The sequence below is a fragment of the Desulfurivibrio alkaliphilus AHT 2 genome (assembly GCF_000092205.1).
GTDB classification, from domain to species: domain Bacteria; phylum Desulfobacterota; class Desulfobulbia; order Desulfobulbales; family Desulfurivibrionaceae; genus Desulfurivibrio; species Desulfurivibrio alkaliphilus.
In genome coordinates this window covers 2,340,943-2,365,868 of the sequence record NC_014216.1, presented here as the reverse complement: position 1 = coordinate 2,365,868, position 24,926 = coordinate 2,340,943, and the positions used below count along the sequence as shown (strand labels likewise).

Genomic DNA, 24,926 nt, shown 5'->3' with positions numbered 1-24,926 from the left:
AATGCTCGGATCAGCCGGTCACCTTATACACAGCCGGTGGGCTTGGGCAGGCCGGCCATCTTGCAGGCTCCTTTACCAGGTCCGGAGGGGAACAGCTCGTAGATCCGCTTCAGCGGGAAGCCGGTGGTCTTGGAAAGAATCCGTACCATCGGGGCGATGCCGTTTTTCTTGAAGTAGTCCTGGAGGATGTCGATGATCTTGCGGTGCTCATCGGTCAGCTCTTCGATGCCTTCGATGCTCTTCACATAATCAACCCACTCCTCACTCCACTCTTCCATCCCTTTGGTCAGGAAGCCGTCCTCGTCCACGTTGAAGGTTTTTCCCTTATGCTCTACTGTGGCCATTGTTTTCCTCCTTGGCTTAAAAATTTTAATCTACTATCAAAAACATCTCGTTTGCCTGCTATTGAGGGATGACGTTTCTTACTATATGCCTTTTCCTTTGTCAAGCGTGCCCCCGGTTTTTTTGTAAACCTTCAGCAGCCTCGTGTTTTCGGGCAATCAGCCAGGTTTGCGCCGTGACGGAGTCAGTTGCGGCCGATAATGGTGTCTTTTTTCCACTGTTGGTCATCGGGCCGGGGGTAGTCGCTGATATAATGAAGGCCGCGTGATTCTTTGCGGCTTATGGCGCAACGGACGATAAGCTGGGCTACCAGGGCGATGTTGCGAAGCTCCACCAGGTCCGGGGTCAGCAGGTAGTCCTGGTAGTGGCTTTCCACTTCGGCCAGAATCGGCCCCAGTTGTTCCCGGATCAGGTGCAATCTTTTTTCACTGCGGACAATCCCGACATAATTCCACATCAAGCGCCGAATCTGATCCCAGTTGTGGCTGATCAGCACCGCTTCTTCGATGGGCCTGGCCCGGTCGGCTCGCCAGGGGCGGATGGCAGGGAAGGTCTGGGTGGTCAGTTGGGGCCAGTCCGCCTGGCATTGCCGGGCTGCCTGGTGGGCAAAAACCACCGCCTCCAGCAAGGAATTGCTGGCCAGCCGGTTGGCGCCGTGCAGGCCGGTGCAGGCGGTTTCGCCCAGCGCGTAAAGATTTTCCAGGTCGGTGCGCCCCATCAGGTCGGTGATTACCCCGCCGCACATGTAGTGGGCCGCCGGGACCACCGGAATCGGCTCCCGGGTGATGTCGATGCCTAAGTTAAGGCAGGTCTGGTAAATGGTCGGGAAACGGGTTTTGAGAAAATCCGCCGGTTGATGACTGATATCCAGGAAGACGCAATCTTCCCCGCTGGTTTTCATTTCCAGGTCGATGGCGCGGGCCACCGCATCGCGGGTGGCCAGATCGCCACGCGGGTCGTATTTACCCATGAATGGCCGTCCCCGGCCGTCCACCAGCCGCCCCCCTTCGCCGCGTACCGCCTCGGAGATCAGGAAATTTTTGACCCTGGGGTGGTAAAGGCAGGTGGGATGAAACTGGACAAATTCCAGGTTGGCCACTCGGGCTCCGGCCCGGTAAGCCATGGCAATGCCGTCGCCGGTGGCGATATCGGGGTTGGTGGTGTAGAGATAAACCTTGCCGGTGCCACCGGTGCAGAGCACCGTGACCCGGGCCTGCCAGGTTTCCACCTTGCCGCTTTGCCGGTTCAGGACGTAAGCGCCCAGGCAGCGGTCGAAAAAAGGCGCTCCTGAAGGATCGGCGGCCGATTTGGAGCCGCTGACCCCTTTGTTTTCAGCCTTGGAGGCCAGCAGTAAATCCACCGCCAGGTGGTTTTCCAGGATGGTAATGTTGGGTTCTGCCGCTGCCTGTTGCAGCAAGCTCTCTTCAATGCTGCTGCCGGTGCGGTCCATGGTGTGGGCGATGCGCCGGGCGGAGTGGCCCCCTTCCCGGCCCAGGTCGAGTTCTTCGCCGGGCTTGCTGCCCTGTTGAAAGGCCACCCCCATGGCCATCAGCTCGCGAACCCGGGTCGGGCCGGTTTCCACCACCATCTCCACCACCTCCTGGTGACAAAGCCCTGCCCCGGCGGTTAAGGTGTCAGCAATGTGGGCGGCAAAAGAGTCTTCCGGCGAGAGCACCGCGGCGATACCGCCCTGGGCCAGGTTGGTGGCGGTGTCCAGCCGTTTTTTTTTGGTTACCAGGGTGACCCGGCCCAACCGGGCGGCTTTTAAAGCAAAAGAAAGACCGGAGATGCCGCTGCCGATGATCAGAAAATCCGTTTGCTCTTCCACGCCGTTGCTTTCCTTTATGGTAGCTTTCTGGTAGGTTGCAAAGACCGGTAAGCAAAAGCATCGCACCCTGCCGGTGCTTTTGCCATGTGGTCTATTGCCGTGATGGTTTTAAGTTTACCAGGATAATGTTTATGAGTGAAATCAGGCTGGTGGTTTTTGATTGCGATGGCGTGATGTTCGATTCCCGGGGGGCCAACCGCGCTTATTACAACCAGATCCGGGCCCATTTCGGCCATCCGCCCATGGACGACGAGGAACTGGAGTACGTCCATATGCATCGGGTGGAGGACTCCGTCCGTTATATTTTTCGCCATTACCCCGATGATCTGGCCGCCGCCGAAGGCTACCATCGGACGCTCGACTATACCCCGTTTCTCCGTTACATGAACATGGAACCCGATCTGATCCGGTTTTTGGATTACCTGCGGCCGCAACGCAAGACCGCGATCAGTACCAATCGTACCACCACCATGCCCGTTGTGCTCGAAATGTTTCAACTGGCCTCTTATTTCGACCAGGTGGTGACGGCCCACGATGTGGCCAACCCAAAGCCGCACCCCGAGGCCCTGGAGCGGATCATGGCAAACCTGGGGGTGGGGCCGGCGCACACCATTTACATCGGCGACTCCCAGGTGGATCGGGATCACACCGCCGCCGCCGGGGTGCCGCTGATCGCCTTTAAAAACCCCGACTTGCAAGCCGAGTACCACGTTGCCAGTTTTATGGAAATTACGGAGCTGCCGCCTTTTGGCGGTTAAACCTGAACCCCTGCCCGGGCTTTTGCCCGCACCTTTAAACTGACGGCTGGGTTATGAAACTGGAAAATCATCACCAGATGCTGGCGCTGGCCCCTGACGCTTCCAGGGCGGAGGCGGCCGTGCGCCGCTTTTTTGCCCGCACTCAACTGGTTCGTTACGATATCGTGGAGGTGGCCGAGTCGTCGGTGCTGGCCGCCTCCGATCCTGCTTTCTGGCCGGCTGTCGACCGGGCGATCAGCCTTAACCGCCAGGTTCTACAGGACATTATCGAGGAGATGAAAAAGGCCGGCATCCGCTCCATTGACGACCTGGTAGAGCTGCCGCAGGGCTATCAGAGCAAACTGGCCCATACCGCCACCCACCTGCTCGACGGCTTTTTTGGCATCGACAGCGCTTTTTTCAACCTGGTGGAGGATTCACATTGGATCTCCGAGCCGTTGGGGCGCGAGATCAGGCGATGCCCCGACGAGTATTACCTGTTGCCGGTGCGCGGCGAATTGCGGGTTGACCGGCAACGGCAGTTGATCAGCTCGTTGCGCCGCTTCGAATCCTGAGCAGCCTTTGCGTTGCGGCGGCACGGTAACCGCCGGCTACCTGCCTGGGGTAGCCGGTTTGGCGCCCTGCCCGCCCACGGGGCCGGCTTCAGGTAACCGATCACGGTGCCCTGTGATCGGTTACGGCTTCAGTCCTGGTGGTGGTGGTGGTGGTGACCCCGGTGGGTCGGCCCCCCGGCCTTGATCAGGGCCTCTCCCAGCAACCGGTCTGCGTCTTCCATGAGGTCGGCGGCCCGGTCGATGAGCTTGGCCACCTCGTTAAGGTTTTCGGTGCGGGCGGTGGCGCTCCACCGGCGGAACTCGGTGGCATGCCCCTGGTTGTGTTCGATCCAGTGGGGCAAAAGAACCCGTAGTTTTTCCTCTGTCTGCTTTTCCGTCATGTTAACCGGTCCCTTAAAGTTTGTTGGTTAGAATGACCTTGCCGGCCAGGAAATCGATGCGGCTGACGGCCGCTCCCTCGATTAGCTTGGGTTCCTCAAACAGGGTGCTGATTTTGACCCCGTTGTTTTCCACCTCCAGCAGGGAGACGTTTTCCGCGATCAGTTCTTCCTTGTCCTGTTGTTGGTAGACTACGCTTATCTGGCACATGAATCGTGGTTTCCTGTGATTGTCCGTTATAAAGGAGCCATCGCCGGTCTTGAAAGGCCGCTTGGCAACAGGCCGTTCAAGGCGAGCACCGTGAAGCTGACAATTATAAGCAATACAAAAAAGCGTGCCCGAACGCAACCGCTACCGGCATGAAATGGTGACAAAAATATGCAAAAAATATCTCAACCCTGGTGTGATTTAACCAAGGCCCGCCGGATGCTGGCCGCCGCCAACCATATCGCAGTGGTCGGGCTGTCGCCCAAAGAGGCGCGTCCCAGCAACCAAGTGGCCCGCTATCTGGTGGCCCGGGGTTTTGTGGTGATACCGATCAATCCCGGCCAGGACCAGATTTTGGGCCTGCCCTGCTTCCCCGATCTGACCACGGCGGTCAATGAGCTGGGGGTTGGCATTGATCTGGTGAATATTTTCCGCCGCGCCGAGTTGGTCGGGCCGATCGTGCGGGAGGCCATCGCCATTGGCGCTGGTGGCATCTGGATGCAGGAAGGGGTGGTTAACCCGGAGGCGGCCGGAGAGGCCGAGGCCGCCGGTCTGGAAGTCATCATGGACCAGTGCCTCAAGACCATCCACCAGCAACTGTGGCCCCCAACCCGGTGCAACAAGCAATGACGTAAGCGATCACGGGGCACCCCGTGACCGCTTACTCCTTGGAAGATCGTCGCGCAGGGGGTATCCCGTGATCAGTTACGCAATGACTTATGTTGAGCCGTGGCGACATTTCTTGACATTTTGCTTGGGGTGCGCTACTAGTCCGTGTTTTTCGTGCTCAGCGCGATGGGAAAGTTGATTACTCATATGGACGACAGGTAGACGGTATTTATGCAGGCCCTGAAAGGCTTCAAAGATATTCTGCCCGATGAGGCAGTGCTGTGGCAGCGGGTTGAGCGTACGGCCCGGGAGGTTTTTCGCCGCTACGGTTTCGACGAAATCAAGGTGCCGATCCTGGAAAAGACCGGGCTGTTTGCCCGTTCCATCGGCGAGGCCACCGATATCGTGGAAAAGGAGATGTACACCTTCACCGACCGCAACGGGGAATCGATCACCATGCGGCCCGAGGGCACGGCCCCGGTGTTACGGGCCTTTATCGAGCACTCCTTGCACTTGCGCCGGCCCATCAACCGGCTCTTCACCGTGGGCCCCATGTTTCGCCACGAACGACCCCAGAAAGGGCGCCTGCGGCAGTTTCACCAGTTGAGTGTCGAGGCCCTGGGGACCGACCACCCGCGGCTGGACGCCGAGGTGGTCGCCATGGCCCACCAGCTTCTGGTTGAACTGCAACTGCAGGCCGAGTTGCAGCTCAACTCGCTGGGCTGCCCAGCCTGTCGGCCGGCTTATCGCACCCGGCTGGTGGAATTTCTGCGCGGGCACCAAGAGCAGTTGTGCGATGACTGCCGGCGCCGGGTGGAAAGCAACCCCCTGCGGGTGCTGGATTGTAAAAGCGCCAACTGTCGGCGGCTCAATGCCGACGCTCCGGCCATTTTGGACTCCCTCTGTACCCCCTGCGAGGAACACCTGGCCCAGGTACGCCGTGATCTTGACGCCCTGCAGATCCCCTATACCATGAACCCTTTCATGGTGCGGGGGCTGGATTACTATACCCGCACCACCTTCGAGTTGCTCACCGACGCCCTGGGCGCCCAGAGCGCGGTGGGAGCCGGCGGCCGTTACGATGGCCTGATCAAGCAGTTGGGTGGGCCGGACCTGCCCGGCATCGGTTTTGCAACGGGCATGGAACGGTTGGTGTTGTTGCTGCAGGAACAGGCCGCTACCGCCGCTGATGGCCCCGATCTTTTTCTGGCCTGCCTGGGCGAGCCCGCCGCCGCCTATGGCTTTACCCTGCTCCAGCAGTGCCGGCAGGCGGGCTTGAGCGCCCAGATGGATATCCAGGGTCGCGGCCTGAAAAGCCAGATGAAGCAGGCTGACCGGCTGAATGCCCGCCAGGTGCTGATCATCGGCGAGGATGAACTCAACGCCGGGCAGGCGGTGCTGCGCGACCTGAACAGCAAGGAAGAGCACCAGCTCAACCTGGACGACCGGCTGGCCGGGCTGCTGGCCGCCTCCGTCAAGGCCGGAAGCGACATTTAGTAAGTAGGTAAGCGGCAGCACGGTTTTAAGGAAATTTCGAGCAACAGTAAGAACTGAGTGGCCAACCAGTAGCGGCCGTTTAATGTACCCGGATTTATTCAACAAAGGAGCACCAACCATGGAAGCCATGGGCAACCTGCGGCGCAGCCATCACTGCAATATTTTGAACGCCGAGCATATCGGCCGGGAAGTAACCCTGATGGGCTGGGTGCTGCGGCGCCGGGACCACGGCGGGGTGATCTTTATCGACCTGCGGGACCGCCGGGGGATCACCCAGGTGGTCTTCAACCCGGAGACCAACCCGGAGGTCCATGCCAAGGCCCATGCCCTGCGCAGCGAGTGGGTGCTGGCGGTGAAGGGCACGGTCCGGGCCCGGCCCGAGGGCATGGCAAACCCCAAGCTCAAGACCGGCGAGATCGAGGTGATGGTCTCCGAGTTGAAGATCCTCAACCAGAGCCAGACCCCGCCCTTCCCTCTGGACGAGGAAATTGAAATTTCCGATAACCTGCGCCTGCAGTACCGCTACCTGGATCTGCGCCGGCCGGCCATGGCCCACAATCTGCTGTTGCGCCACCAGGCCTGCCAGGCCATCCGCCAGTACCTCAACGGCGAGGATTTCCTGGAGATCGAAACCCCGGTGCTGACCCGCTCCACCCCGGAGGGCGCCCGCGACTACCTGGTGCCCAGCCGGGTCAACCCGGGCCGTTTTTTCGCCCTGCCCCAATCGCCGCAGCTTTTCAAGCAGTTGCTGATGGTGGCGGGCATGGAGCGTTATTACCAGATCGTCCGCTGCTTTCGCGACGAGGATCTGCGGGCCGACCGCCAGCCGGAGTTCACCCAGGTGGATATGGAGCTTTCCTTTGTCGGGGAAGAAGAGGTGATGGCGGTGGCTGAGGGGATGATGAAGGCCCTCTTTGCCGCCACCCTGGGCCGCGAGCTGGCCCCCCCCTTCCCCCGCATGACCTACGCCGAGGCCATGGCCCGCTTCGGCACCGACCGGCCCGACACCCGCTTTGGCCTGGAACTGGTGGAGTTGACCGAGGTGGTGAAAAACTGCGGCCTGAAAGTGTTCCGCGAGATCGCCGACAAGGGCGGCATGATCAAGAGCATCAACGCCAAGGGCTGTGCCGACTTTTCCCGCAAGGACCTCGATGACCTCACCGCCTATGCCGGCCAGTTCGGGGCCAAGGGGCTGGCCTGGGTCAAGATCAAGGAGGGCGGTGAGTGGCAGTCGCCCATCGCCAAGTTCTTCACCGAGGAGGAACGGCAGGCGATGATGGACACCATGCAGGCCGAAAAGGATGACCTGCTCTTCTTCGTCGCCGACCAGCCGGCCATCGTCCACGGCGCCCTGGCGGAGTTGCGCCTGGAGCTGGCCCGGCGGCTTGAGCTGGTCAGCAAAGAGGACTTTTCCTTTGTCTGGGTCACCGATTTTCCCCTGCTGGAGTACGACCACGAGGCCAAGCGGCACGTGGCCGTGCACCACCCCTTCACCGCCCCCCGCGAAGAAGACCTGGCGCTGCTGGACAGCGAGCCGGGCAAGGTGCGCAGCCGGGCCTACGACTTGGTGCTCAACGGCACCGAGATCGGCGGCGGTTCCATTCGTATTCACCACAAAGAGATGCAGGAGCGGGTCTTCGCCGCCTTGGGGATCAGCCAGGAGGAAATCAACGACAAGTTCGACTTCCTGGTCCGCGCCTTGGAACTGGGCGCCCCGCCCCACGGTGGGCTGGCCTTCGGCCTGGACCGGCTGATGATGATCATCGCCGGCCGCGACAGCATCCGCGACGTGATCGCCTTCCCCAAAACCCAGAAGGCCACCTGCCCGCTGACCAACGCCCCGGCCCCGGTGGCCCGGCGGCAGTTGACGGAGCTGAGTCTGAAACCCGACTGGCAGTAAACGCGCCGCAGAACCGCATCTTGCGGCGATCGGCCCGGCTTGCGTACTGATGTACGCGGCGCCGGTCCGCTTGCCGCAACCTGCGGCACTGCTGCGCGTTTACTTGGCGTTGCCGTGGTGTGTTTTTTGGGTTCAGGGCAACGTTAAAGTCGCCTGGGAACTGGACGGGGGCTGCGAAACCCGGTAGCGACGGGTTCGCCCGCCGCCGGGCGCATGGACGCGCAGGAGGCGGCGGGCGCCTCGGAGGCCGACAGGATGTCGGCCGAGAATGAGTCGCTACCGGGTTTCGCGGCCCCCACCCCGGTGCCACAACCAATGACTTTGACGTTTTGGTTGTGCCGCTCTTGTTTGTCTTCCTTTGACTGTGATAAGCTCTGGTCAGGTCTTAATCGCCTGATTTTGCCACGTGACGCTGGAGGTTATGGTTATGACAAATGCCGGGGAGCTGCCGGCCGAGGTGCGGTTTCTGTTGGACCCCGCAGTTTATCCCCATCCGGTGGCCGAAGTTGAGCTGGTGCAGACCCATATCTCCTATGTGCTGCTGGCCGGAGATTTTGTCTACAAGATGAAAAAACCGGTGGATTTCGGCTTTCTCGATTTTACCGAGCTGGACCGGCGGCGCTATTACTGTGCCGAGGAGTTGCGCCTTAACCGCCGTTTGTGCCCGGAGATTTACCTGGCGGTGGTCAGCCTCAACCGGGCTGCCGCCGGCGGCCTGGCCTTGGAGGGGTCGGAGGATGGGCCGGGTGAGCCGGTGGAGTACCTGGTAAAAATGGCGCGCCTGCCCCAGGAGGGCATGATGCCCCGGATTATCGACCGGGGCGAACTGACGCCCGAGCACCTGCACTTGATTGTCCATAAGCTGGTCCCCTTTTACCGCCGGGCCGACGATTCACCGGAGGTGCGGGAACTGGGCGGGGTTGCGGCGGTACGGTTCAACGTCGAGGAAAACTTTCAGCAGACCGTCGACTTTGTCGGCACCCCGGCCTTAAGCCGAGAGCGCTTCGCGCGCATCCGGGAGGGCTCTCTGGCCTTTCTCGATCGCCCCGAGCTGTTTGCCGCCCGCCAGGAAGCAGGCCGGGTCCGCGAGGGACATGGCGACCTCCACGCCGCCAATATCTGCTTTGCCGGTGACCAGGTCCATATCTTCGACTGTATTGAATTCAACCGCCGTTTCCGTTGCGCCGACGTGGCCGAGGATATCGCCTTTCTGGCCATGGACCTGGATTTCCGCGATCTCGGCGAACTTTCCCGCCATTTCGTGGAGTATTACGCCCACCTGGCCAATGACCCGGAGGTGCTGACCATGCTCCCCTTTTACTGCTGCTACCGGGCTTACGTGCGGGGCAAGATCAACCTCTTCACTGCCGCCGAACCGGAAGTGGACGACACCACTCGCCAACAGGCCCAACAACAGGCCGCCCGCTATTTCGCCCTGGCCCAATGCTATGCCGATGAACTCTGCTGAACCGGTTTTGTATGTTTTTTTTGGCCTGATTGCCACCGGCAAGAGCACCCTGGCCCGGGCCTGGGCCGACAGCCGGGGCCTGGCCTGTTACAATTCCGATGTGGTGCGCAAGGAGCTGGCCGGTTTGCCGGCCGGCGCCAAACGCCGGGAAGAGGAAGGGCGGGGTATTTACACCCCGGAATTCAGCCGCCGCACCTACGATGAACTGCTTCGCCTGGCCGAGCAGGAGCTGCGCCGGGGCCGGAGCGTGGTTCTGGACGCTTCCTATCACCACCGGGACCAGCGCCGGCGGGTGGTGGAACGGGCCGAGGCCTTGGGGGTGGGCTGGCACTTCATCCTCTGCCGCTGCTCCGACCAGGTCAAGCAACAGCGCTTGGCCCAGCGGGCCCAAGACCCGGCAGCGGTTTCCGACGGGCGCTGGGAGATCTACCTGCGCCAGCGGGAGAAATACCAGCCCCCCACCGAACTGCCCCCCTCCCGCCTGACCACCATCGACACCGACCGGCCCCCGCCGGAATTACTGGCGGAGTTGCAGCAGCGGTTACCGTGAAAGCAAGGCAAGAAATAAGCAAGCAGCAGAATGATGTTGTCTCAAAAGGAGGATCAGCATGAATGCAGCCAGTGCCCATTTATTGGTCTCCGGCCGGGTGCAGGGTGTCTTTTACCGCGCCTTCACCGAAGAAACGGCACACAAGTTCGGCCTCAAACAGGAGTTTAACCACTCAGCCCAGTATTAAGCGACAAAATAACGCATATTCAAAAAGCTATTCCTGCTCAGGCTGTAAGACCCCATTCACAACTTTATAGCCCAAAGCCCGAAGAATTGCCGCCTGTTTTTCGTTGGGTTCCTCCAGGCGTCGTTGGGCCTTTCGTGCACCGGTGGGCCAGAGCAGGCAGGAATGCAGGGTGCGCAGGCGCTCCATGGCCTCGGCGGCGGAGATCCTGAGCCCGTTACGGGCCAGGCGAATTTCCAGCAGACGCAGATAGGCCAGGGCAACTACGCAGGTGAAGATATGGCACCTGATCTTGCCGTCGGTCCAGTGGCGCAGGGGCAGCATGGCCACCATTTCATGATCCTTGCTCTGGCGGAAGCTCTGCTCCACCACGTAGCGGTCCAGGCCGGCCTGGACGATCTCGTCGGTGTTCCAGTCAGGATGATCGGTCACCAGGATGTTCTTGCCGAAGTAGTCGATGTGGCGGCCGATCCGATAGTGGTTTTTGCGACAGTTCATCTGTAAGCGCTTGCCGTCTCGAAACAGCTCCACTCGGTATAGATCATCCGGCAGGTGCAGTTCCCGGCAGAGGTTGAGATAACGCTCCTGCACTGTCGCGGGGTTACGCCACTGGGCTGCCTGGCCGTTGACCTTGTGGCGCATCAGGTGCACCTCTTCCTCCAAACGCAGCATTTTCTGCTCGAAGGCGTAACGCTGCTTGGTGGCGGTGCGGGGATTATAGGTGACCACCACACTGCGCTCTCTGCCCCACAACTCTCGGCTGGTACGCCAGGCCAGCAACAGGTCGTCATCGCGGCCTTTGGCCTTGAGCTGCCGGTTCTTGGCGGTATCGACTACCTGGAAATGCTTGCGATCCACATGGATCAGCTCTTCGGCGTAATGGGGTGAATAGCTGGTGACGAAATGGAGCCGGTCATTGGCGTCGATGGCGGCGATATTCTCCTCGGCGTTGATCCCCTTGTCGAAAACAATAGTCATGGTGCCTTGGTCGCCCCGGCCGGCAACTTCGAACAGTTCCTGGGCCAGCTTGAGGAACACCTTGGAATCGTGCCGGTTGCCTTCATACTCCCGGTAAAATAGCGGCAACCGGTTGTCCCTGGCCACCAGCAAAGCCACCCCGACCTGCCGCAGCCAGTGACGCCCCTCCTTGTTTCGACCTCGTTGGGCCAGTTCCGAAGAGGTGTTGCCGGCCATGAAGGTGTAATAGTTGGTGGTATCGAACATCACCGCATCCGCCGATGATGGCTCCAATTCCGCCAGCTTACGGAAAAAGAGATCGGCCACCGCCGCCAGCTTGGCACTGTCCATCTTCTCCCACTGCTTCCAGTAGGCCTGGGAGCTCAAGGCATCAAGGGCCACCGGCCGGATCTGCTGGATGGCGGTGGTGCGATACCACTCCGCCAAGGCCCGTTTGGACTTGGGGGCCACCATCCGATTGGCGATGGCATAGAAGAAATAATCCCCCACCGAAGGCGAGCCCTTTCTTTCCGCCGGCGACAGCACCGAATCGACCAGGCCGGCGATGTTGACCTCCCGGTCCAGCAGCTCGGCCAGCCACAGCGAGCCGAACTCCTGCACCTGGATCCGCTCGACCTCCCGGCTACCAGCACCCTTGGCCAGCTCCAGCAACCGCTCGGGGCTGCCGAGATAGACCTGGTTGACCACCTTGGGTTTGCCATCAACCCGGGCGGTCTCCCGCAGGTAATAGTAGGGTCTGCCTTTTTTGATTTTTTTGTGTATGTGTGCCATGCCCCAGCTTATTAAGTAGGGGCTCACGCTGTCAAGTAAAAAATGAATTATTTTTGCAAAAACAAAAAGAAAAAGTGTTTTCGGGGGTTAAGCTTGAGGGGTCTTACGGATTTACGGTCGGTAATGTGCTGATTTTACGTTGTTATGATGTTGTGAACGACCTGCTGCGGTTAAACTCCTGTCAAAGGCTGGACCCGCAACCTGCCCGACGGCCGGGTGGAGGCGGTGCTGGAAGGCCCCCGGGGAGACGTCGAGCAGGCCATTGCCCGGCTCCGGCAGGGCCCCCCGGCCTCCCGGGTGGATGATATCGCCATCCAGTGGCAAGAGCCGGAGGGTCTCCCCGATTTCACCATCCGCTATGCCTGATTGACCACAGGCTCAGGAGTGAATCCTCATTTTTGTCATCATCCGTGATAAAAAATGGGGTGTTTCGTAACGATTGAGGGCGAGATGGAAAATTTTCCGGCGGCTTGACTGGCCCAAAGGCGAACCGCCGCAATAATTGTCGGCGGCCTTCAAACGGCGGTGGACAGGGTCAAGATCAGGTTATCAAAAGTGGTGAGGGGTCAATCAAGATACTTGAGGTGAGCCACCTCAATAGCTTTTTGCTTTGACTTTGCAAAATCGGCAAATGCCTGCTCAGTCTTCTTTTCCAAGGAAGCGCGAGCCTTCCGCACCTCCTCTTTTGAGGAAAGTACGCCCTTTGCTTTTTGCATCCTTACTCTCTTTAATGAGCGCATATCAGACCTTGTTGAGATTATTCACATAACAACGGTATGGAATAATATTGTCCGTGTCAAGATTCCCGATCGTAAACCTTTTGGGGTCGTCAGTCAAGAAATCCCGGTCGTTGAGGAGGAAAAAATCAGGATAATGGATGGCCAGAAATGCCATTCTGTCGAGCCAGTTCGCAGTGGCGTCAAACAGAATTTCCCCGGCAATTTCACCTTTTTTGAATAGTTCAGGGGTAGATATTTCACAGACCCAGACAAATTTAGGCATAGCCATTTCACAATACACATCCGAGATGCCGAATGGCACCGCATCCCCTCTTCTCATTCGCTTAAACGACTTTGAGGATGTCAGGAAGGTCCGCGTGATAATTTCATCAGGGCTCAGCAGCTTTGAGCAGGCATTGAGCCCGAAGACCTCATGGCTCAAAATATGCCTCGATAATTCAATAATATGCTCGGCAGAAAGATGGATTTTTTCATAGAGGGGTACGATAAAGGTATCAATTTCACTTGCTTTTATCTTTGACCAGTAACCGTCGTCTGGCTTGGGGTCACTCTTCCTGATTGCATGATAGGGAAGATGATTGTCATCATTGGCAATAAGCCCGACAAGATAGATATCACTGGATGCCGGGGTTTTCGGCACAGGCAGCGTGTAATCCGACCGATGACCGATAATGGTTATGGCATGCTGCCGGCCATGCATGGCCGCCACCACCGGCAGCCCGGACTCGACATACATATAGAGGAGTTGGTCGAACATTTTTTTGTGAAAATTACGGCTATAAATCTCAGGTGAAAAGCCAAAATTGCTAAACATCTCGGTTACCTGAAAGGCGGTCAGGCCCTTAGACGGCACCAGCCGACCCGTTGAGACATCCCTGGTAAGCTGTGAAACCTCAAAAGGCCATTTTTCCGCATAGCGGTTGTAGCGCTGGCTGAAGTAGCGGAAGATCATCCAGCATGCGGCGTGAGCACAGATAGTCACATCACTGTCCTGGCTCATGTAGGGGAAGCCCTTTGCGGCCAATTCTGCGCCTAGAATATGGACAGGGTACTGGGCGGTGCAGATATGGCCTTGCACAAACGGCAATTTTTCAGGGTCAAGGATGGTGCGGCCGATGCTTAAAACGCGGTTGGGTTTGAGAACGATGAACCCGATGTAGTCCTCTTGGTACCTGTCAAGCTTGAACAGCATTCGGGGTGAGATTTTGGCAGTGAAAAAATTTGCCCTGATGGTCTTGCTCGGATATTGGGCAAACTTTCGAGAGAAAAAATTAAAATAGGTATCCCGGTAATCGGCATCCACATAGCCCTTCTCAATAACAACCGTTTTGGCCACGCCTTCGAGGTAATTTTTGATCAGTTGAGCATCCCGGTGGGTTATGAACCCCTCACAATTATTGAAAAAAGCATCCCAGTCTGCGTCACCTTCCAACTGAATCAATACATGCTTTTCTTTATCAAAAAATACGGCCATACCGGTAGCTCCTAAGCGTTCTCAGTTTCCTCTTTCCACTCCTCATGCCCCAATGGTAAGCCGTTCAACATTGCCCGGTAATTTTTCCACAGGGGCAAGTGGCGGTTCATCAGTTCACTGAAGCGCTCATTGTGGTGGCGCTCCAGCAGATGGAGCAGTTCGTGGACCATGATGTACTCCAAGCATTGTACCGGTTTTCTGGCCAGCTCCAGGTTGAACCAGATTCGCCTGGCCGCCACCGTACAACTGCCCCACTTGGTTTTCATTTTTTTGATGCCCCAGTCCGACGCTTCCACGCCCAGAGCGTCCTGCCATTTCTCCAGCAAGGGTGGAATCAACTCCTTTAGTTGCGCTCGATACCAGCGGTGTAGAATCTCTTCCCGCTGCTCACTGCTCAGGCCGGGGCGGACAAACAGCTCCAGGTTGTCCACCCCCCGCACCGCCACCCGGGCCGGCCCAGGTCGTTCGTGGACCCGTAGCCGATAGCGTCGGCCCAGGAAATAATGGCTCTCGCCACTGACCATCTCACGCCTGGACTGGCGCGGCTGCCTCTCGAACTCGGCCTTGCGCTGCTTGATCCAACCCAGCTTGTCGAGCACCGCCAGGCGCACCGCCTCATCGCTCACCACCAGCGGTGCCGCCACCCGCACCCGGCCATGGGGAGGATAGACGCCCAGGTGCAGGTTTTTAATATCCTTGCGCACCACCTCGACCCTGAAGCCGGCCACCGTTATTTTTTTGATTTCAGTATTCAACTTGGTGCCTGGCCAGTTCCAAAATCTCATCCACCCTGGCCTCCTCGGCGGTCGTACGTCCGGTTTCATAACCGCCCTCCAGGCCGCTATCACCGGCAGGGATTGCCGGTTGGCCGGTCGAAGGAGGCGCAAAATCAATCTCGGCCAGCAAAGCCTTGCGGATCGCCAGCCGCACCTTCTTGGTCTTCATCGCGTTGTCCCGCCAGCCATCCATGCGGCTGGCCAGAATCGCCGCGTCCACCGCCAGGGCCAGTTCCTCGTTCCCGTTCAGGTTGTTGAACAGCGCCCGCTGGGCAGCACTCTTAACCCCCGGCGGATAGCCCCCCGGACCGCCCCCCGGCGTGGTGGCATCCCGAGTAAGTCGGGCAATCTTTTCCAGGTAGTTCTTGTAACTCAATACCCCTTTGCGCCGCTGCTCGATCAGGGCATCCAACAGCTTGGACATTTTCTCGTAGTAAGCCGGGTCCACCGGCGACTCGTTGATAATCAACTTGCGGACGTTGTTCTCGATGGTCTCGGCCACTGCCTCCTCGCTCTTCCTGATCCCCTTGGGCAGGGCCTCCACCGCCTCCGGCCCCCGCTCGACGATCAACTGGATCAGACTCAGGTCGTCGAAGGCGGAAATTTTCTCGCTCTCCTCGGCCCGAATATAGGTATCTATCAGGTAGCGCATCGCCGGCTCATAGGCCTTGAGGTCGATGTAATCGCCGCTGTTGCGCCTCACCGCGTCGCTGACCTTGCTGTAGTGGTCAACTTCGGCTTTGATCTTGGCAATCTCCTGGGGTTGGTACCCGGCCTCTGCCAGTTCGTTGGCCAGGTTGGCATAGGTCCGCACCAGGGCGGCGGAAAACTTGTAAAGCTTCAACCGTTTGGGCTCGTTTTCCTTCAACTGCCCGGCGTTGCCGGAATCCCGGGCACAGAAAAAATGGAAATAATCCAGCTCCTGCTGCGGGGCCGCCACCGGCTCGCACAGAGCTTTGACCGCTTCCCGGGCGTTCTCCAGATCCTGCCGGGCCTTCTCCAGCCGATTTTCCAGCAGGCCGGCCACGTCTTCCCGGTCGTAGCCGTCAAAGGCACCGCCGGTGTAGTCCTGAACCGCCCCCTCCAGGCTCTTGAACAAATCCTTGTAGTCGATAATGTAACCGTAATCCTTGCTCTCGCCATCAAGCCGGTTCACCCGGCAGATCGCCTGGAACAGGCCATGGTCCCGCATCTGCTTGTCGATATAGAGGTAGGTGGCCGATGGCGCATCAAAGCCGGTCAGCAGCTTGTCCACCACGATCAGCAGCTTCATCTGCCCCGGCTCTTCAACAAACTTCTTCTTCACCTGCTGCTCGAACAGCTCCACCTTGTTGACGGCCCGCTCCGCCGGTTCATTAAACCAGTCGGCCAGCATCTGGGCATAGATCCCATACTTCAGGAGGTTGTCGGTGTCGCCATCGCCGGTGCTTTCGCCCTTGGTGTCGGCCAGCGCCGGCGCGTAACTGGTGATGATGGCGCATTTGCCTTTCAGTTCGCTGTTGGCAAACAGCGCGTAGAATTTGCACGCCTCATAAATGCTGCCGGCCACCAGCAGGGCGTTACCGTGGCCGTCCAGCAGGCGGGGCTTGGTGTTCATGTCGAGCAGGATGTCGGCCACGATCTTCTCCAGTCGGTCCCGGCTGGAGAGCACCCGCTGCATGGTGCCCCATTTCTGCTTGAGCTGGGCCTTGGCCAGGTCGTTCAACCCCTGGGTCTTGGCCTCGAACCACTGGTCGATCCTGGCCTTGTTGGTCAGCTTCTGGTCGATGTCCCGGGCTTCGTAGCGCAGATCCAGCACCACTCCCTCGCGTACCGCCTGGTCAAACTTGTAGGTATGGATGTAAGGGCCAAAGACCTCGATGCTTTTGGCCTTGTCCGCCTTGAGCAGCGGGGTACCGGTGAAACCGACGAAGAGGGCGTTGGGCAGCAGCGCCTTCATCGCCTGGTGCAGTTCACCCGACTGGGTGCGATGGCACTCATCCACAAAGACATGGAGGTCACCCTTGGCCTGAAACCCCGGCGGCAGTTGCCGAATAGCCGCGATGAAATCCTTGGCGCCTTCGCTCTCCTCCCGACCGCCGTTGCCCTTGCCACCGAACTTGTGGACCAGTGAACAAAGCAGTGATTGTTCGCTGCTGTTGAGCTGGGTAATCAGATCGGCTCCGCTTTTGCTCCGGCAGATCTCTTCGCTGACCCCCTTGAAGACCTTTTCAATCTGCTCGTCCAGTTCGGTGCGGTCGGTGATGATCAGCACCCTTGCCTCCGGCCGGTTCTCCCGGATCCACTTGGCCAGCCAGACCATGGTCAGCGACTTGCCGCTGCCCTGGGTGTGCCAGATGATCCCCCCTTCCCGGCGGCCAATAAAGGCCTGGGCCGTCTTGACCCCGAAGTACTGGTTGGGGCGGGCCAGTTTCTTGATCCCGGCGTCATACACTACGAAGTCGTGAATCAGTTCCAGAAACCGCCGCTTCTCGCAGAGCTGCAGGAGATGCCGGTCGAGCAGGTTCTCTTCTCCGGCATGGGGGCCATTTTCTTCCACCCAGCGGAGATAATATTTCTCCGGGGTTTCGATGGCGCCATAGCGCAGACCCTCGCTGTCGTTGCCGGCCATCAGCCATTGCATGGTGGTAAAGAAGGGCCGGATGAACTCCTTTTTCTGATTGTCCAGGTTCTGGCGAATCCCTTCGGCCACGGAAACGGTGGAACGCTTGAGTTCCAGCACCCCGAGGGCGATGCCATTGACGTACAGAACAAGATCAGGCCGTTTGTTGCTGGCCTTGGCGGCATTGGCCAGCTCCGCCCCCCGTACCGTCACCTCCTCGGCAATGGCAAAATGATTGTTATCCGGATTTTTCCAGTCGATCAGCCAGATTGTCTTCCGGTTTTCGCCGGCTCCGGGCTGGACCTTGATCCCGTAGCGCAGCAGTTCGTAAACCGCCCGGTTACGGTCGTAGAGGCTTTTGCTGGTGTCGCCGGCGGTCTTGTTGAGTTCGTGCAGGGCACGATTGATCAGGGTGTCGTCGCCCCCCTGCCGCCGCAGCCAGGCGGTGAGGTACTCGGTTTCGATGTTGCGATTGTCGCGGTCGATCCAGTTGCCGAGATAATCGTAGCCCAGCCGTTGGCGAAACAGCGCCTTTACCCGCTCCTGGGTCTTTTTCTCGATCTGACCGACAGTGTTCATAATCACAGTTCTCCGAAACTCCCTATGAGTTCAATGGCGCCGCTTGTTGTTGCAGGACCAGATTTTCCCACTCAATCACCTATAAAATCGTTCTTCTTTTCCTGCTCGATTGCAGAGCGTAGAGCCTGTATGCGACGCTCGATATACTGTTTATGCCCAAGAAGCTCCACAGTGTTCACGATAGGTAGCATTGACTCCCAATATTCCACCCGCTCCTGCAGGACAGGCACCCAACTTCCGGAAGAGCTCCTCTCGCGAGGCTCTAGAGAAAGGCGCTTAAACGCCTCTAACTTTTTATTGCGCCTGACAAACTGCGCGACAAATCTGTGCTTTCTTTCAATAGAAAACTGCGCGACAACCTTGAAAAGCCATTCCATAAAACTTTCATCGCAACCCCGTTTTTCGACAAGGCGCAGAAGGTAAGCATCCTGTTTCTCCTGCAATTCACGAAGCTCTTCTCCGTTGAGCCCCTTGATCTGGAGAAACTTATTGAGGAAAGGATCCAGAGAAGTGTAACGATCCAGCTCGTGGGTATAAATGCTATCGACCACCCTGTCCATGACGTTTTGGTGATCAGATCGTGCCCAGATAAAAGCATAATTTCGGTGGTCATCTCGACTACTTAGCCACCCGCGCTCCGTGGTCCGGTACCTCCATGCTATATATTCTTCGATAAAAGCGGGATCAAGGTCCAGGAGCCGGCCAAAAACTTGCCCGTCATGGTCGACGTGATGCCCTGTAAACCCCACTGCAAGGTAGGCCTGTCTAAACAGATCGAGGAGTTATTGTCAAATCTGGTGTACGGAGTCCTCAGGCGGCCATCCGCATAGGTTGATCTGACACCTTGATTCCGTTTTTGAATTGTATGCCGGTGACGACCTCAGCCAGCCGGCGAAATCCCTTGATCTTTTTCCATCTTTTTTCAGCGCTTTGCAGCAGCTTAAAGACCATGGTCAGGGTGGTGTCCCTGGAACCGCAGTTCCGTGATCTCTTGCTGCGCAGGCGCACAGTGGCAAAGGCCGACTCGATGGGGTTGGTGGTCCTGATATGCACCCAGTGTTCGGCTGGAAAATCGTAAAAAGCCAGCAACTCGTCCCGGTCCTTGGCCAGGCACTCCATGGCCTTGGGGTATTTGTCTTCGAAACGGGCCAGCATACGATCAAAAGCCTGGCTGGCATCTTCCTTGGTCTCAGCCATCCAGATATCATGCAAATCAGCCTTGGCCTTGAGCTGAAGCTTTTTGGGCATCTTGTTCAGCACGTTGGCCGTTTTGTGAACCCAGCAGCGTTGGTGGCGGGTCTTCGGATAGACCCTGCCCAAGGCGTTCCAGAACCCCAAGGAACCATCGCCAACCGCCAACTCGGGGCCTGTGGTCAGGCCCCGAGCCCGCAGCCCGGCGAGAAGTTCATACCAGCTGTCGCTTGACTCCCGGTAGCCATCCTCCACCGCTATCAGTTCCTTGTGCCCCTGGTCGGTAACTCCAATGATCACCAGCAGGCAAAGCTTGTCATCCATGCGGACGTTGCTGTAGATGCCATCCACCCACCAGTAAACGTAGCGTTTTCCGTTCAGGTCACGTTGCCGCCATTTGGTGTGCTCGGCCAGCCATTTGGCTTTCAAGCGGGAGATGGTGTTGGCCGACAACCCCTTGGCCTGTTCCCCGAGGAGTGCGGCCAGGGCCTCCTGGTAATCGCCGGTGGAAATTCCTCGCAGGTAAAGCCAGGGCAGCAACTCATCGACACTGCGCGCCCGCTTCAGATAAGGCGGCAACAAACTGCTGTTGAACTTGAGGCCTTGGCCGCTACGATCTCGCACCTTGGGAACTTTGACCTCGACATCGCCGATTCCGGTCTGGATCGTGCGACCGGGAAGATAGCCGTTTCGGACCACTGTCCTGCGGCCATCTTCCAAGCGGCTGGAGTATTGGGCCATGAAGGCCTGTAATTCAGCTTCTACGGCCTGGGCAATCAGCATCCTGGCACCATCGCGCAAAAGGTCGGTAAGCGGGTCGGCGACATTGTTTCCTTGTTGTGAAAGAGCGGTTGGGGTAGACTTGGTCATGGCGTATCCTCCTGTGTTGGCTGTGATCGTCGTGGTGATCAATCAACCTGGATGATACGCCATTTTCCTCAGTTATCCCATACACCAGATTTGACTATAACCCCAGATCGAGATCAGCGGCCAAGAGGTCGAGCAAACGCTTGGTTGCTTCTGTTCTGGGCTCAAACAACACCATGAGAGTATATGCGTTGTCTGGTTCTTTTTTTGTCTTCTCCAGCACTGTTGCCACAACTTTGGTTACCACCTGCGAGTCCAGAGGGATATATTTGAGCAGATATTCCATCCCAAAAGGGAGATCTCCCCGCTCTGCTGTTTCGTAGAGTTCATATAGATCTGTAAGTACTTTTTCATTTACTAGGCTGACCGGCAGCACCTCATGGATGCTGAACAGCCAACGTTTTTTCGTTGGGTAATCCGCCCCCTGCAACAGTTTAAGCGTTCTCTCGTAACCTATTCGCTCCACAAGCTTTTGAACTAAAGCATGAGGAGACCTCAGCTGGAGTGGATCTTGGCGTTCGAGATAGTGCATCATCACCTGCTCGAAAAGATCAACATCTCGCTCAGCAAGCAGTAAAAGAGCACTAAGCACACCATTCTGGAGCAGGTACTCGTTACGATTTTTGCCAGGCAGCTCCCTAATATCAAGGCAGTGCTCAAAAAAGCGGGCGTAGTCGTCAAACGAGAACTTCGCCGTGTACTCTTTCAGCCTTTCATGCTTGTATTGTTCGTATTCTGCAAAGGATAATTTTAGGCTCCTCTTTTCTGGCCAATCGGATAAAAGAATATCTGCAAGTAGATATGTCTCGTTTTGGTACCGATCTCGTAAACTTTTCTGAACTTCCAAATCGTTGTTTTCAAGGAGGTCGAGGTATGCGTGCATTATTGAACAATCCCGGTAGCTACTCGGATCGAGGGTAGATGCCAAAAAGGGCAAGAGATGCTTGGTATCATCATTGATCACTTCACTGTTGCTTACCCGGAAAGGATCAGTGCTGTAGCGGCTGATAACCTCCAGCACGTCTTGCCGTAACGCCTCATCTTCATAAAGGGTGAACAGCCGCTCCCATATTGACTTCCGCAGAACCGCAAGCTCAGGGATTGCGGGAAGATCAAAACGGCTGATCAGGAGATGACGCGAATCCTTCATCGTGCGGGTTTCAAAGCTGGTGCCCAAATAGTCGTTGGCGACGGCTATGAATACTCGCGAGAAAAGAGCATCTCCCTGCTCCACACGCTTCCATAACGCATCAACCACCGCACCCTGAACCTCGAAGTTCCTTAAATAGGAATCGACGCTGAAGCCGTAATCATCGATCAATAGCCGGAGCAATAGAGGAATTTTCGATGGTTGTTTAACGAAATAATCCAAAATAAGATTAAGGGCTATTCGGAAATCTTCCTCTCCAGCAAACACGAAAGACCTGAGCACGCTCAAGATGGAGGGTGAAGGCAATGTGTTCTTGTCTTTCTCATACGTTATATCGGGAACACCCAAAGGGTCGTGAGCCAATTCATCAATTCGGTCACGTGCCCATATCAACGTGTCCGTGCACTTGACGAACCCAAAAACGTCAAGCAGGTGCAGGAAACTCTCTTCGTCGCCTGCCTTCGTGTATTCCGACCAGACGCGATCCACATGAGGACGCATTGAGTCTATGCTTCTCTCGCTGTCAAAAGCGTCAAGCACCGGGTTGATGGAATCGACAATTCGGTATCGCAGCTTGGGGAAAAAGTGACTCAGCAATGCACCAAAGTCGAGAGCAGTCTCCTTAAAGGTGGCCAAGTAGAAAAGGTAGGTGCCGAGGACCTGATCCGATACCCGAACCACCTCGTTTTCAAACATGTCCAGCAATTCCAACTCGTGAAGGTGGGTAGCCAGCTCCCAGAAGACTGCGGGAGTAATGCCGAACGCCCCCTCGATAGACTTCATCATCTCCTCGTTTGCTCGGTCTACGGCCTTGAAAAAGGAGACAATAGCGGCCACCCTCATTATGTCGGCCCTTCTGAGGTCGACACAATCGTCTTTAAGATCCTCCCATACTGAAGAAAAATAACTGTCGTAAAGAGCTGACACGTCCTGAATACTGCCCAGGGTCCCCGCTTTCGCAATCTCCGCGGCCATTACGGCCAACCGAGGGTTTCCCCGTGCGATACTGGCGATGCGCTCCAGATAATGATAGTTTTTGATGCCGAACTCGTCGGTGATCAATTTTTTAATCTGCTCGTCCCTAAAGGGATCCAATTCCACCTCAAGGCCACCGCCAAGAGGGCGCGCAACATGCTGAACCTTTTTAAAGGCATAGTCCCTCACAGTGGCCAAGACTTTGATCTGCTGATCACTGCGTTGGCGCTGTAGAAGATCGACGACATAATCGAACTGGTTTATCCTGTTCGCATCGTCCACAAAGATAAGAAAGCGGCCGGGTTTCCGGAATTGCACTTGCATGTCCTCCCACAAGTCGCGATTCCGCCCGAAGACGCACAGCACCTCATATTCAGGGTGCTCGGCACCAAACCTACGGCATACCTCCAAAGCCAGCCGCGATTTCCCGACCCCAGCTTGCCCCGAAAGAAACACGAGTTGTCCAGCTTCTAGCGCATCAGACAGGCGACCGAGTTCTTCTTCACGGAAGTGAAAGCCAAGGTCGAGGCGAGTCGCGAGCCTGCTGCTGTTGTAGAGCGACACAAACTGCTCGGGGGGCACAATCTGGCCGGTGTCAATCTGCACTCCAAGGAAGTCACGTGCGAGACCAGGGTTATAGTCAAATCTGGTGTATGGGATAACTGAGGAAAATGGCGTATCATCCAGGTTGATTGATCACCACGACGATCACAGCCAACACAGGAGGATACGCCATGACCAAGTCTACCCCAACCGCTCTTTCACAACAAGGAAACAATGTCGCCGACCCGCTTACCGACCTTTTGCGCGATGGTGCCAGGATGCTGATTGCCCAGGCCGTAGAAGCTGAATTACAGGCCTTCATGGCCCAATACTCCAGCCGCTTGGAAGATGGCCGCAGGACAGTGGTCCGAAACGGCTATCTTCCCGGTCGCACGATCCAGACCGGAATCGGCGATGTCGAGGTCAAAGTTCCCAAGGTGCGAGATCGTAGCGGCCAAGGCCTCAAGTTCAACAGCAGTTTGTTGCCGCCTTATCTGAAGCGGGCGCGCAGTGTCGATGAGTTGCTGCCCTGGCTTTACCTGCGAGGAATTTCCACCGGCGATTACCAGGAGGCCCTGGCCGCACTCCTCGGGGAACAGGCCAAGGGGTTGTCGGCCAACACCATCTCCCGCTTGAAAGCCAAATGGCTGGCCGAGCACACCAAATGGCGGCAACGTGACCTGAACGGAAAACGCTACGTTTACTGGTGGGTGGATGGCATCTACAGCAACGTCCGCATGGATGACAAGCTTTGCCTGCTGGTGATCATTGGAGTTACCGACCAGGGGCACAAGGAACTGATAGCGGTGGAGGATGGCTACCGGGAGTCAAGCGACAGCTGGTATGAACTTCTCGCCGGGCTGCGGGCTCGGGGCCTGACCACAGGCCCCGAGTTGGCGGTTGGCGATGGTTCCTTGGGGTTCTGGAACGCCTTGGGCAGGGTCTATCCGAAGACCCGCCACCAACGCTGCTGGGTTCACAAAACGGCCAACGTGCTGAACAAGATGCCCAAAAAGCTTCAGCTCAAGGCCAAGGCTGATTTGCATGATATCTGGATGGCTGAGACCAAGGAAGATGCCAGCCAGGCTTTTGATCGTATGCTGGCCCGTTTCGAAGACAAATACCCCAAGGCCATGGAGTGCCTGGCCAAGGACCGGGACGAGTTGCTGGCTTTTTACGATTTTCCAGCCGAACACTGGGTGCATATCAGGACCACCAACCCCATCGAGTCGGCCTTTGCCACTGTGCGCCTGCGCAGCAAGAGATCACGGAACTGCGGTTCCAGGGACACCACCCTGACCATGGTCTTTAAGCTGCTGCAAAGCGCTGAAAAAAGATGGAAAAAGATCAAGGGATTTCGCCGGCTGGCTGAGGTCGTCACCGGCATACAATTCAAAAACGGAATCAAGGTGTCAGATCAACCTATGCGGATGGCCGCCTGAGGACTCCGTACACCAGATTTGACAATAACTCGCGAGACCAGGGTACTTATTGTAAAAGTCGAAAGCAAGGGCGTCGATACCAAAGAGATCGAGATTTACGCCCATTCGCCCGCAAACTTCAGCCAACTCATTTTCTTCCGCTGCATCGAGCTTACCCGTAAAGCAGAAAACTACCCGCTCAATCTTCTCGATTGGCACTCCGGTTTTATTTTCGTCAAAGCATTTATCAAGGTCGCCCTTCATCTTGTGCAACAGGCTCGACTGCTGAGTGGTGTATTCTGCAAAGATGTATTTCCCCTCTGGTGTTGCAAAAAGGGTATCCGGCGTACCCTTTTTCACCTTGTTGGCTGCGATGACGGAACCGATAGAGTTGACTCGACCGATCCCTTTCTCAACAAGATAGGCGTCAGCAAGTTTCTGAAACGCGCTGCCGTCCATCTCAAGAAGGGCTTGCTGAATCTGGTTAACTTTGTACATACAGAAAAATAAGATCCTAGCTGTTTAGCATTTGAGCTTTGCGGCACAAAAAAGGCCGATACGGCCACTGTCAATATAATTGAGGA

General features: G+C 57.2%; 22 protein-coding genes and 1 pseudogene. 10 read left to right on the top strand and 13 right to left on the bottom strand.

All coding sequences use genetic code 11. The features are described from left to right. Window positions 1–23: 23 nt before the first annotated feature. Together DAAHT2_RS10360 and nadB are read right to left on the bottom strand one after the other, a co-directional pair. Window positions 24–344 (bottom strand): TusE/DsrC/DsvC family sulfur relay protein, encoded by a 321-nt coding sequence (locus DAAHT2_RS10360; protein ID WP_013164234.1) that lies wholly within the window; start codon window positions 342–344, stop codon window positions 24–26. Between the two features lie 182 nt (window positions 345–526). After that, window positions 527–2,170 (bottom strand): L-aspartate oxidase, encoded by a 1,644-nt coding sequence (gene nadB / locus DAAHT2_RS10355; RefSeq protein ID WP_013164233.1) that lies wholly within the window; start codon window positions 2,168–2,170, stop codon window positions 527–529. A 131-nt stretch (window positions 2,171–2,301) separates the two neighbouring features. Between nadB and DAAHT2_RS10350 the strand changes: the two genes are divergently transcribed. Continuing rightward, window positions 2,302–2,928: an HAD family hydrolase gene (locus DAAHT2_RS10350; protein ID WP_013164232.1), complete on the top strand. Its 627-nt coding sequence runs from the start codon at window positions 2,302–2,304 to the stop codon at window positions 2,926–2,928. Window positions 2,929–2,981: 53 nt separating this feature from the next. Continuing rightward, window positions 2,982–3,482 (top strand): hypothetical protein, encoded by a 501-nt coding sequence (locus tag DAAHT2_RS10345; protein ID WP_013164231.1) that lies wholly within the window; start codon window positions 2,982–2,984, stop codon window positions 3,480–3,482. Window positions 3,483–3,610: 128 nt separating this feature from the next. Here the strand turns inward: DAAHT2_RS10345 and DAAHT2_RS10340 are convergent, their stop codons facing one another. After that, the gene (locus tag DAAHT2_RS10340) at window positions 3,611–3,862 is read right to left on the bottom strand and encodes a DUF8180 domain-containing protein (protein WP_013164230.1); all 252 of its coding nucleotides are present in this window, start codon (window positions 3,860–3,862) and stop codon (window positions 3,611–3,613) included. Between the two features lie 13 nt (window positions 3,863–3,875). Further along, window positions 3,876–4,070: a CooT family nickel-binding protein gene (locus DAAHT2_RS10335; RefSeq protein WP_013164229.1), complete on the bottom strand. Its 195-nt coding sequence runs from the start codon at window positions 4,068–4,070 to the stop codon at window positions 3,876–3,878. A gap of 168 nt (window positions 4,071–4,238) precedes the next feature. On the opposite strand from DAAHT2_RS10335, the gene DAAHT2_RS10330 reads away from it, so the two are divergent. The 6 genes from DAAHT2_RS10330 (at window position 4,239) to DAAHT2_RS14395 (ending at window position 10,278) form a co-directional block, all read left to right on the top strand. Further along, window positions 4,239–4,697: a CoA-binding protein gene (locus DAAHT2_RS10330; protein ID WP_157861467.1), complete on the top strand. Its 459-nt coding sequence runs from the start codon at window positions 4,239–4,241 to the stop codon at window positions 4,695–4,697. 210 nt (window positions 4,698–4,907) lie between these two features. Then, window positions 4,908–6,173 carry a histidine--tRNA ligase gene (gene hisS, locus DAAHT2_RS10325; RefSeq protein ID WP_013164227.1) on the top strand — a complete coding sequence of 422 codons (1,266 nt, stop codon included), beginning with the start codon at window positions 4,908–4,910 and terminating at the stop codon, window positions 6,171–6,173. Between the two features lie 118 nt (window positions 6,174–6,291). Continuing rightward, the gene (gene aspS / locus DAAHT2_RS10320; protein WP_013164226.1) at window positions 6,292–8,073 is read left to right on the top strand and encodes an aspartate--tRNA ligase; all 1,782 of its coding nucleotides are present in this window, start codon (window positions 6,292–6,294) and stop codon (window positions 8,071–8,073) included. Window positions 8,074–8,500: 427 nt separating this feature from the next. Next, the gene (locus DAAHT2_RS10315) at window positions 8,501–9,541 is read left to right on the top strand and encodes a hypothetical protein (RefSeq protein ID WP_049824400.1); all 1,041 of its coding nucleotides are present in this window, start codon (window positions 8,501–8,503) and stop codon (window positions 9,539–9,541) included. Further along, window positions 9,528–10,091, top strand: a complete 564-nt coding sequence (locus DAAHT2_RS13980) for a P-loop nucleotide/nucleoside kinase family protein (protein WP_157861466.1) — start codon at window positions 9,528–9,530, stop codon at window positions 10,089–10,091. Before DAAHT2_RS10315 ends, DAAHT2_RS13980 begins: the two co-directional genes overlap by 14 nt. Before the next feature lie 58 nt (window positions 10,092–10,149). Next, window positions 10,150–10,278, top strand: coding sequence for an acylphosphatase (locus tag DAAHT2_RS14395; RefSeq protein ID WP_083774415.1), 129 nt, complete (start codon window positions 10,150–10,152; stop codon window positions 10,276–10,278). 27 nt (window positions 10,279–10,305) lie between these two features. On the opposite strand, the gene DAAHT2_RS10310 is transcribed toward DAAHT2_RS14395, so the two are convergent. Then, window positions 10,306–12,024 carry an IS1634 family transposase gene (locus DAAHT2_RS10310; RefSeq protein WP_013164225.1) on the bottom strand — a complete coding sequence of 573 codons (1,719 nt, stop codon included), beginning with the start codon at window positions 12,022–12,024 and terminating at the stop codon, window positions 10,306–10,308. A 192-nt stretch (window positions 12,025–12,216) separates the two neighbouring features. On the opposite strand from DAAHT2_RS10310, the pseudogene DAAHT2_RS10305 reads away from it, so the two are divergent. Next, window positions 12,217–12,390 (top strand): annotated as a pseudogene (locus DAAHT2_RS10305) (acylphosphatase); the annotation flags it as partial. A gap of 200 nt (window positions 12,391–12,590) precedes the next feature. Here DAAHT2_RS10305 and DAAHT2_RS14680 read toward each other — a convergent pair. From DAAHT2_RS14680 to DAAHT2_RS10270, 7 genes are all read right to left on the bottom strand, one after another. Further along, complete coding sequence (locus DAAHT2_RS14680) at window positions 12,591–12,740, bottom strand: hypothetical protein (RefSeq protein WP_157861465.1); 150 nt, start codon at window positions 12,738–12,740, stop codon at window positions 12,591–12,593. A 25-nt stretch (window positions 12,741–12,765) separates the two neighbouring features. Continuing rightward, the gene (locus DAAHT2_RS10300; RefSeq protein WP_013164223.1) at window positions 12,766–14,238 is read right to left on the bottom strand and encodes a papain-like cysteine protease family protein; all 1,473 of its coding nucleotides are present in this window, start codon (window positions 14,236–14,238) and stop codon (window positions 12,766–12,768) included. A gap of 11 nt (window positions 14,239–14,249) precedes the next feature. Continuing rightward, the gene (locus DAAHT2_RS10290; RefSeq protein ID WP_041718949.1) at window positions 14,250–14,993 is read right to left on the bottom strand and encodes a M48 family metallopeptidase; all 744 of its coding nucleotides are present in this window, start codon (window positions 14,991–14,993) and stop codon (window positions 14,250–14,252) included. After that, window positions 14,983–18,195 (bottom strand): type I restriction endonuclease subunit R, encoded by a 3,213-nt coding sequence (locus DAAHT2_RS10285; RefSeq protein ID WP_013164221.1) that lies wholly within the window; start codon window positions 18,193–18,195, stop codon window positions 14,983–14,985. The genes DAAHT2_RS10290 and DAAHT2_RS10285 overlap by 11 nt, the downstream gene beginning before the upstream one ends. A gap of 71 nt (window positions 18,196–18,266) precedes the next feature. After that, a complete protein-coding gene (locus DAAHT2_RS10280; RefSeq protein ID WP_013164220.1) occupies window positions 18,267–18,755 on the bottom strand; it encodes a hypothetical protein in 489 nt (162 codons plus the stop codon). Between the two features lie 250 nt (window positions 18,756–19,005). Continuing rightward, window positions 19,006–20,256: an IS256 family transposase gene (locus DAAHT2_RS10275; protein WP_013162619.1), complete on the bottom strand. Its 1,251-nt coding sequence runs from the start codon at window positions 20,254–20,256 to the stop codon at window positions 19,006–19,008. Window positions 20,257–20,350: 94 nt separating this feature from the next. Further along, window positions 20,351–22,984, bottom strand: coding sequence for an NACHT domain-containing protein (locus DAAHT2_RS10270; protein WP_013164219.1), 2,634 nt, complete (start codon window positions 22,982–22,984; stop codon window positions 20,351–20,353). Between the two features lie 128 nt (window positions 22,985–23,112). Between DAAHT2_RS10270 and DAAHT2_RS10265 the strand changes: the two genes are divergently transcribed. After that, a complete protein-coding gene (locus DAAHT2_RS10265; protein ID WP_013162619.1) occupies window positions 23,113–24,363 on the top strand; it encodes an IS256 family transposase in 1,251 nt (416 codons plus the stop codon). Here the strand turns inward: DAAHT2_RS10265 and DAAHT2_RS10260 are convergent. Beyond that, entirely contained in the window at window positions 24,334–24,840 is a 507-nt protein-coding gene (locus DAAHT2_RS10260) for a hypothetical protein (RefSeq protein ID WP_013164218.1), read from the bottom strand. The genes DAAHT2_RS10265 and DAAHT2_RS10260 overlap by 30 nt on opposite strands. Between the last annotated feature and the right edge of the window lie 86 nt (window positions 24,841–24,926).